Source organism: Streptomyces sp. W16, assembly GCF_033194735.1.
Lineage (GTDB): Bacteria > Actinomycetota > Actinomycetes > Streptomycetales > Streptomycetaceae > Streptomyces.
Genome location: NZ_JAWOAI010000500.1, coordinates 1 through 7016, shown reverse-complemented (window position 1 = coordinate 7016; position 7016 = coordinate 1). Strand labels below are relative to the sequence as shown.

Genomic DNA, 7016 nt, shown 5'->3' with positions numbered 1-7016 from the left:
CGCCGACAGTCAGCCGGGGATCGACCCCGGCTCCCCCGTGGCCTCCGTCGGCACGCACCCGTCGAGCACGGCGTCCGCGTCCGGTCGGCCGACGGCGAGCGACAACACGGCGACCGCCGCGCCGAGCGACAAGAACCCCGACACGGAACCCCAGGGCACCGCTTCGGCCACCGCGAGCGACGCACCCGCGCCGACCACCAGCGCACCGGCGCAGCCGCCCGCCGCAGCGAGCTGCGACGTCACCTACGACCTGGTCGGCCAGTGGAACGACGGTTTCCAGGCCACGGTCAGCGTCACCACCACCAAGGCCCTCGACAACTGGCGAGTCGCCTGGTCCTACCGCGACGGCCAGCAGGTCACGCAGATGTGGGACGCGAGCGTCGCCCAGGACGGCTCCCGGGTCACCGCCACCGCCGCCGACTACAACAAGAACGTCGCCGCGAACGGCAGCCTCACCTTCGGCTTCCTCGGTACCTGGAACAACACCAAGAACTCCGCACCGTCCGGCTTTACGCTCAACGGGGCGGCCTGCGACTAGTTCTGACGGTGAGTCAGAGCAGCGAAGCGTTTTCGTGGTGACGGTCGACTTCTGGCTTCTCGCTCCGGTCGTCACCGCACGACAATTTACTAAGGCAGCTTTATAAAGTAGCCTTAGCGTATGAGCGACGAAGACCTTGCCCCCGACGCGGTCGCCTCCGCCCTGCTGGCGAGCATCGGCGTCCTGCTGCGACGGGTGCGCCAAGTGCCGGTCGAGGGTGGACTGACGATGCCCGAGCGCACCGCCCTGGCGCAGCTGGACCGTACCGGCCCCACTACCTCCTCGGCGCTGGCCCGGGACGCGCAGATCACCGCGCAGGCCATGGGGGCGACGCTCGGCGCGCTGCGGACCCAAGGCCTGGTCGAACGCCGCCCGGACCCGGACGACGGCCGGCGCGTGGTGCTGACGGTGACCGACGCGGGCCGACAGGCGCTGCGGAACAAGCGCAACGCGCGCGCCGAACTCATCGGCCGAGCCCTGACCGGCGGCGCGTTCACCCCGACGGAGCTGGAGCAACTCGCCGCAGCCGCACCGCTGTTGGAGCGACTGGCCCAGAACATCTGACGCCGACGTTTGCGGAGGAAGCAAGCGAATGACGAAACCTCCCAGGACGCGCACCCCGCGTCGTCCGGCCGGTGAGGACCGCTACAAGTGGACGGCGCTGACGAACACCACCGCCGCGGTGTTCATGTCCGCGCTCGACGGCTCCATCGTGCTGATCGCCCTGCCGGCCATCTTCCGCGGTGTGCACCTGGACCCGCTCGCCCCCGGCAACATCGCGTACCTGCTGTGGATGATCATGGGTTACCGGCTGGTCCAGGCCGTGCTGGTGGTCACGGTCGGCCGCCTGGGCGACATGTACGGCCGGGTCCGGATCTACAACTCCGGGTTCGCGGTCTTCACCTTCGCCTCGGTCCTGCTCTCCTTCGACCCCTTCGACGGCGGCCACGGAGCGATGTGGCTGATCGCCTGGCGCGTGCTCCAGGCCGTCGGCGGCTCGATGCTGACCGCGAACTCGGCCGCGATCCTGACCGACGCCTTCCCCGAGGAACAGCGCGGCTTCGCCCTGGGCATCAACCAAGTCGCCGCCCTGGGCGGCATGTTCATCGGCCTCGTCGCCGGCGGGCTGCTGTCGGCCTGGGACTGGCGGGCGGTGTTCTGGGTGAACGTCCCCGTCGGCGTGTTCTTCACCGTGTGGGCGTACCGCACCCTCCGCGAGACTGCCAGACGAGACGGCGGCCGTATCGACTGGTGGGGCAACATCACGTTCGGCGTGGGCCTCAGCGCCACCCTGATCGCGATCACCTTCGGTCTCCAGCCCTACGGCGGCCACACCATGGGCTGGACCAACCCGCTGGCCGACGCGCTCATCGCCGGGGGACTGCTCCTGCTCGCGGCCTTCGTCGTCATCGAGAAGCGCGTCTCCGCGCCGATGATCCAGCTGAGCCTGTTCCGCCAACGGGCCTTCACCTTCGGCAATTTGGCGGGTCTGGCCATCTCGATCGGCCGCGGCGGGATGCAGTTCGTGCTGATCATCTGGCTGCAGGGCATCTGGCTTCCGCTGCACGGCTACGACTACAGCGACACACCCCTGTGGGCCGGCATCTTCATGCTGCCGCTGACCGCCGGCTTCCTCGTCGCCGGGCCCGTCTCCGGCTACCTCTCCGACCGGCTCGGCTCGCGGGGCCTGGCCACCGGCGGCGCGCTGCTCTTCGGCGCGAGCTTCCTGGGCCTGATGTGCCTGCCGATCGACTTCGGATACTGGATCTTCGCGGTGCTGATCACCGTCAACGGGATCGCCAGCGGTATGTTCGCCTCCCCCAACTCCTCCTCGATCATGGGCAGTGTGCCCGCGAGCCTGCGCGGTGTCGCCTCCGGTATGCGCGCCACCTTCCAGAACTCCGGCACCGCCGTCTCCATCGGAGTGTTCTTCTCCCTCATGATCGCCGGACTGGCCAGGAGCCTCCCGCACACGCTCACCGCGGGCCTGGAACAGCAGGGCGTACCGGCCCACATCGCCACCCAGGTCGGCGGCCTGCCCCCGGTGTCGTCCCTGTTCGCCGCCCAGCTCGGCGTCAACCCGGTCCAGCACCTGCTCCAGCCCAGCGGCGCCCTGACCCATCTCACCGCGGCGCAGCAACACGCCCTCACCGGAAGCGAGTTCTTCCCGACCCTGATATCCGGGCCCTTCCACTCCGGCCTGGTCGTCGTGTTCGCCTTCGGCGCCGCCCTAGCCCTCCTCGCCGCGATCGCCTCGCTCCTGCGCGGTACGAACCCGGCCGCCCCCAAGACCCCGGGACCGCGGACACCCGCCACCGCGACGCCCTCGCCCGCCCGCACGGACAGCCCGACGACCGGGACCACCACAGGAGAGACCCCCCCGTGCCACTGACAACGATCGACCCCACACCCGCACTCGTAGTGGTCGACCTGCAGAAGGGCCTCGTCTCGGCCCTCACCACCACAGCCCGGCAGGCCGCCGCCACCACCGTCGACAACGCAACCCTCCTGGCCACCGGGTTCCGGCGGCACGGCCTGCCCGTGGTCCTGGTCAACGTCACGGGCCGCGCGCCCGGTCGTACGGAAACTGGAGCGACCGCGAACAGCGGCGCGCCGTCGGCCGGTTGGGCCGACCTCATCGACGAGATCGACGTCCGCCCGACCGACCACCTGCTCACCAAGCGGCGGCGCAGCGCGTTCCACGACACCGGTCTCGACACCCTCCTGCGAGACCTGGGCGTCACACAGATCGTGCTCGCCGGCATCTCGACCAGCTCGGGCGTCGAATCCACCGCGCGCTCGGCCTCCGACCACGGCTACCACGTCGTCCTGGCCACCGACGCCATGGCCGACCCGGACCCCGAGGCCCACCGGCACAGCGTCGAGCGCGTCTTCCCCAAACTCGGCGAGACCGCGACCACCGCCGAGGTCGTAGCAATGCTGGAGGCGACGCGATGACCCTGCTCGGGCGACTCCTGAACAACCGCAGAGCGGGCGAGACGCACACCGCGTGGAACCTGCCCCACCTGCGGGGCCCCGAGCTGCTGACCCTCACCAGTCAGGACTTCCGCGACGGCGCCACCATCCCGCTGAAGAACTGCGCGAAGCACATCGGCGGCGAGGACCTGTCCCCCCACCTGGCCTGGACCCCGCCTCCACCCGGCACGGCCCAACTCCTCCTGGTCGTAGAGGACATCGACGTCCCCCTGGCCAAGCCGGCCGTGCACTGCCTCGCCCTGATCGACCCGGCGGCCGGACAGGTGGAGCACGGCGCCCTGTCCGCGCGACACCCCGGCCCCGGGGTGCGGGTACTGCGCTCCACCGTCGGACGGGGCTACCACGGTCCCGCACCCATCAAAGGCCACGGCCCACACCGCTACGTCTTCCAGCTGTTCGCCCTCCCGGCAACCCTGGACGGCGCGCCCGCCACCACCCCCGTGGACCGGGCCCGCCCCCGCGCCCTCCTGCCCACCGTCCCCGCCCCCGTCCTCGGCCGTGCCCGCCTCACCGGCGTCTTCGAACGCTGACTCCGGTACGGCGAATACGCATACACAGCGAATCTTGGGACACGTTTTACGTGGCAGACGAAACTGCTGCCCCCGGGGCAACCGTCTGACATGGAGTCGGGCCCTTCAGGGCCGAAGCAAAGAGAGAGTGGGGCACGTCGTGGGACGGCGCAAGGGCAGCATAGGGATCGCACTTGTCACGGGTGTGCTGCTGGTGGGCGCGAGTGCCTGCGGCGGGAGCGGCAGTGCCAAGGCGAGCGGGGACGACGCGAAGGCGTCGGACAAGCCCAGCGCGAGTACCTCGCCCTCGCCGACGAAGCCCGCGGGCCCCCCGATGCTGCTGGACACGATCACCCCGCAGACGGGAACCACGGTCGGCGTGGCCATGCCGATCTCGGTGATCTTCACCAACCCGGTGGCGGCCAAGGCGCACGCCACCGTCGAGAAGCACATGAAGGTGAGCGCCTCGCAGCCGGTGGTCGGCGCCTGGCACTGGATGGGCAACCAGCGCGCCGACTGGCGCCCGAAGACGTACTGGCCCTCCGGCACGACGGTGAAGATCGACGCCGACATGACGGGCGTCAGCAACGGCAACGGCCGCTACGGCGTGCACAATTACACCCACACCTTCAAGATCGGCGACGATGTGCGCGCCGATGTCTCGGTCACCAACCACACGATGAAGGTGACCAAGAACGGCGCGGCGGTGCGCACCCTGTCGATCAACGCGGGCAGCGCCGAGTACCCGACGTGGGACGGCACGATGGCCGTCATCGACAAGCAGAAGAAGGTCCACATGACCTCCTGCAGCGTCGGTATCAGCTGCGACAAGGGCAGCCCCAACTTCTACGACCTGACGCTGCCCTGGGACATCCACCTCACCCAGTCCGGCACCTACGTGCACTACTCGACCGGCGACCCGAACCCGGGCAGCGGCAGCGCCCGCGGCTCGCACGGCTGCGTCCACCTCTCCCTGTCGGACGCGGAGTGGTTCTACGGCCAGGTCAAGCAGGGCGACCCCATCACCATCACCGGCTCACCCCGAGGCAAGGCCCCGGCCGACAACGGCTACGCCGACTTCAACCTGGACTGGAGCCAGTGGCTCGCGGGCAGCGGCTCCGGCGAGGGCACGACCGCGACGCTGTGACGGCGCCGGCCACGGGCTGACCTTGGCAAGGCGATTGGGTTGGCCGGCCGTAGGCGCTCCGAAGGCAGAGAGGACGTGCGGCGTACGTGGTCCCGTCGACGAAGTCCTTCTTCGAGGAAGTGCGAGCGGCGTACGCGGAAACGGCAGCTGCTCTTGGGCTGTCCGGCCCGGTCGAGACCACGCTGGTCCTGCCGGTCTCCGCGTACAAGGGCGGTGGCCTCGAATATGAAGTCGCGCTCAACTTCAGGGAGGGCGGAGTGGGCTGCGGTGTCAGCTTCGACGTGGATCCCGTGATCACCCTCACGGTGGACATCGAACCGCTGGCCATCGCTGCCGGAGTCGTGGAGAAACGGGGTGGCATCTCCTACAGCGCCCGGAACCTGAAGCAGCTGCGGAAGTCCCTTGTGGGGCAGGCCGGTTACGTCCAGCGCGTGCATCCGCTCCTGACCGATGCCGCCACGACCGAGGACCTGATGCGGCGGGCCGGTGCACGCGAGTGGCACAGGCACCGTTCCGCACCGGAACAGTGACGGACGATGTGGCTGGGGAGGGCTGCACTCAGTACGGAGCCATGACCAGATCGCCGATCACGCCCAGACCGACCTGAGCCGCGAGCCACGGCGCGCGTTCGGCCTCGACCTGCTTGACGTGGACGAAAACCGTGTGATCGGGTGCGGGCTCCTCCAGGTCGAGGTCACGGACGTTCACGCACAGGGTCACGAACGCTCCCCGCGCGCCACCGGCACCCAGGCCGACTTCCGGGGCCTCGGGCCAGCCCATGAAGTCCCACCGCACCGTGGCGGGGCTGTCGCCCACCGCCTTGATGAACGGCTCAACCGTCTCGGGGGACATGGCCCAGCCCCGCAGCCGGACGGGGAGGTGCGCCGCCGGATCGTCCCCCTGGTCCGAGGAGCCGTCCCGGTCTCCTTCGGCACACCACCAGGCGTGCGGAATCAACTCCAGCAGCGCTGCGAGAACGTCCGCCGAGGACACCCGTACCTCGAAATCGACTTCGAGATCCCGCAGATCGGCGATCGCGAGCAACCGCTCCACAACGCGTAGTCCCGCCGAGAGATCAGTCGTTCTGAGGATGGGCCGGGCATACGAGTTGGACATGGCGGCCACTCTGCCACTGACGTTTCTCAAGCGTGACTTCGCAGGCGGTCCGAAGTCGCGGCGGACGCCACGGGGATCCTCGTCGTCAGGCCGGAACGGGTCTCTCCGTATGCGTGCGGTCGAGCATCGCGCTGAGTACCGTGCCCAGGAGGGCCACGGCCGCGAAGATGATCCAGAAGACGGACCCCGAGGCGAGGAGCAGCCAGGCTCCCGCGACCGGGACGATCACGGAGGCGATGGACCAGGACGTCTGGTACACCGCCATGCAGGAGGCCTCCGTGCCCGGCGCCGCGAGTTCCGCCGCGTAGCCGTCGCTGGTCGGTGCGATCACGATCTCGCCGAGCGTGTACACGGTCATCGCGACGAGCGCCACGCAGACTGCGAACGCCGGGAACACCGTGTCCCGCAGTGGGGAGACCAGCGCGAACCCCAACCCGGAGGCCGCGTACAGGGCGCCGCCCAGGGACAGCATCCGGGGAGCGGCACGGTCCGACGTGCGTTTCACCAACGACTGCTGGAACAGCACCACGAGCGCGCCGTTCACGGCCAGCACCGCGCCGGCCGTCCAGCCGTACAGCCGGGCGTCGTCGACCAGGTAGAGACCGATGAACGTCGACACCACCGTGGCGCAGATCGTGAAGCACGTCTTGGCGGCGGTGAGCAGCGCGAAGCCCGGCAGGCGCAGCACCTGCAGGGCTCCGGCAGCCGG

Annotated in this window: 8 protein-coding genes and 1 pseudogene; 7 read left to right on the top strand and 2 right to left on the bottom strand. The window is 69.6% G+C overall.

Annotated features, from left to right (window positions below; all coding sequences use genetic code 11):
• The 7 genes from R6V09_RS41780 to R6V09_RS41750 form a co-directional block, all read left to right on the top strand.
• The coding region (locus R6V09_RS41780) for a cellulose binding domain-containing protein (RefSeq protein ID WP_317886715.1) at positions 1 to 538 on the top strand (538 nt) is incomplete at its 5' end.
• A 120-nt stretch (positions 539 to 658) separates the two neighbouring features.
• The gene (locus R6V09_RS41775) at positions 659 to 1102 is read left to right on the top strand and encodes a MarR family winged helix-turn-helix transcriptional regulator (protein ID WP_317886714.1); all 444 of its coding nucleotides are present in this window, start codon (positions 659 to 661) and stop codon (positions 1100 to 1102) included.
• A gap of 28 nt (positions 1103 to 1130) precedes the next feature.
• Complete coding sequence (locus R6V09_RS41770; RefSeq protein WP_317886713.1) at positions 1131 to 2930, top strand: MFS transporter; 1800 nt, start codon at positions 1131 to 1133, stop codon at positions 2928 to 2930.
• A complete protein-coding gene (locus tag R6V09_RS41765; RefSeq protein WP_317886712.1) occupies positions 2921 to 3496 on the top strand; it encodes an isochorismatase family cysteine hydrolase in 576 nt (191 codons plus the stop codon). The genes R6V09_RS41770 and R6V09_RS41765 overlap by 10 nt, the downstream gene beginning before the upstream one ends.
• Positions 3493 to 4065 carry a YbhB/YbcL family Raf kinase inhibitor-like protein gene (locus tag R6V09_RS41760; RefSeq protein ID WP_317886711.1) on the top strand — a complete coding sequence of 191 codons (573 nt, stop codon included), beginning with the start codon at positions 3493 to 3495 and terminating at the stop codon, positions 4063 to 4065. The genes R6V09_RS41765 and R6V09_RS41760 overlap by 4 nt, the downstream gene beginning before the upstream one ends.
• 139 nt (positions 4066 to 4204) lie before the next feature.
• Positions 4205 to 5191, top strand: coding sequence for a L,D-transpeptidase (locus tag R6V09_RS41755; RefSeq protein WP_317886710.1), 987 nt, complete (start codon positions 4205 to 4207; stop codon positions 5189 to 5191).
• A gap of 86 nt (positions 5192 to 5277) precedes the next feature.
• Positions 5278 to 5721 carry a hypothetical protein gene (locus R6V09_RS41750; protein ID WP_317886709.1) on the top strand — a complete coding sequence of 148 codons (444 nt, stop codon included), beginning with the start codon at positions 5278 to 5280 and terminating at the stop codon, positions 5719 to 5721.
• A 28-nt stretch (positions 5722 to 5749) separates the two neighbouring features.
• Here R6V09_RS41750 and R6V09_RS41745 read toward each other — a convergent pair whose 3' ends face one another.
• Positions 5750 to 6307, bottom strand: coding sequence for a hypothetical protein (locus R6V09_RS41745; RefSeq protein WP_317886708.1), 558 nt, complete (start codon positions 6305 to 6307; stop codon positions 5750 to 5752).
• 85 nt (positions 6308 to 6392) lie between these two features.
• Positions 6393 to 7016: pseudogene (locus R6V09_RS41740) on the bottom strand (hypothetical protein); the annotation flags it as partial.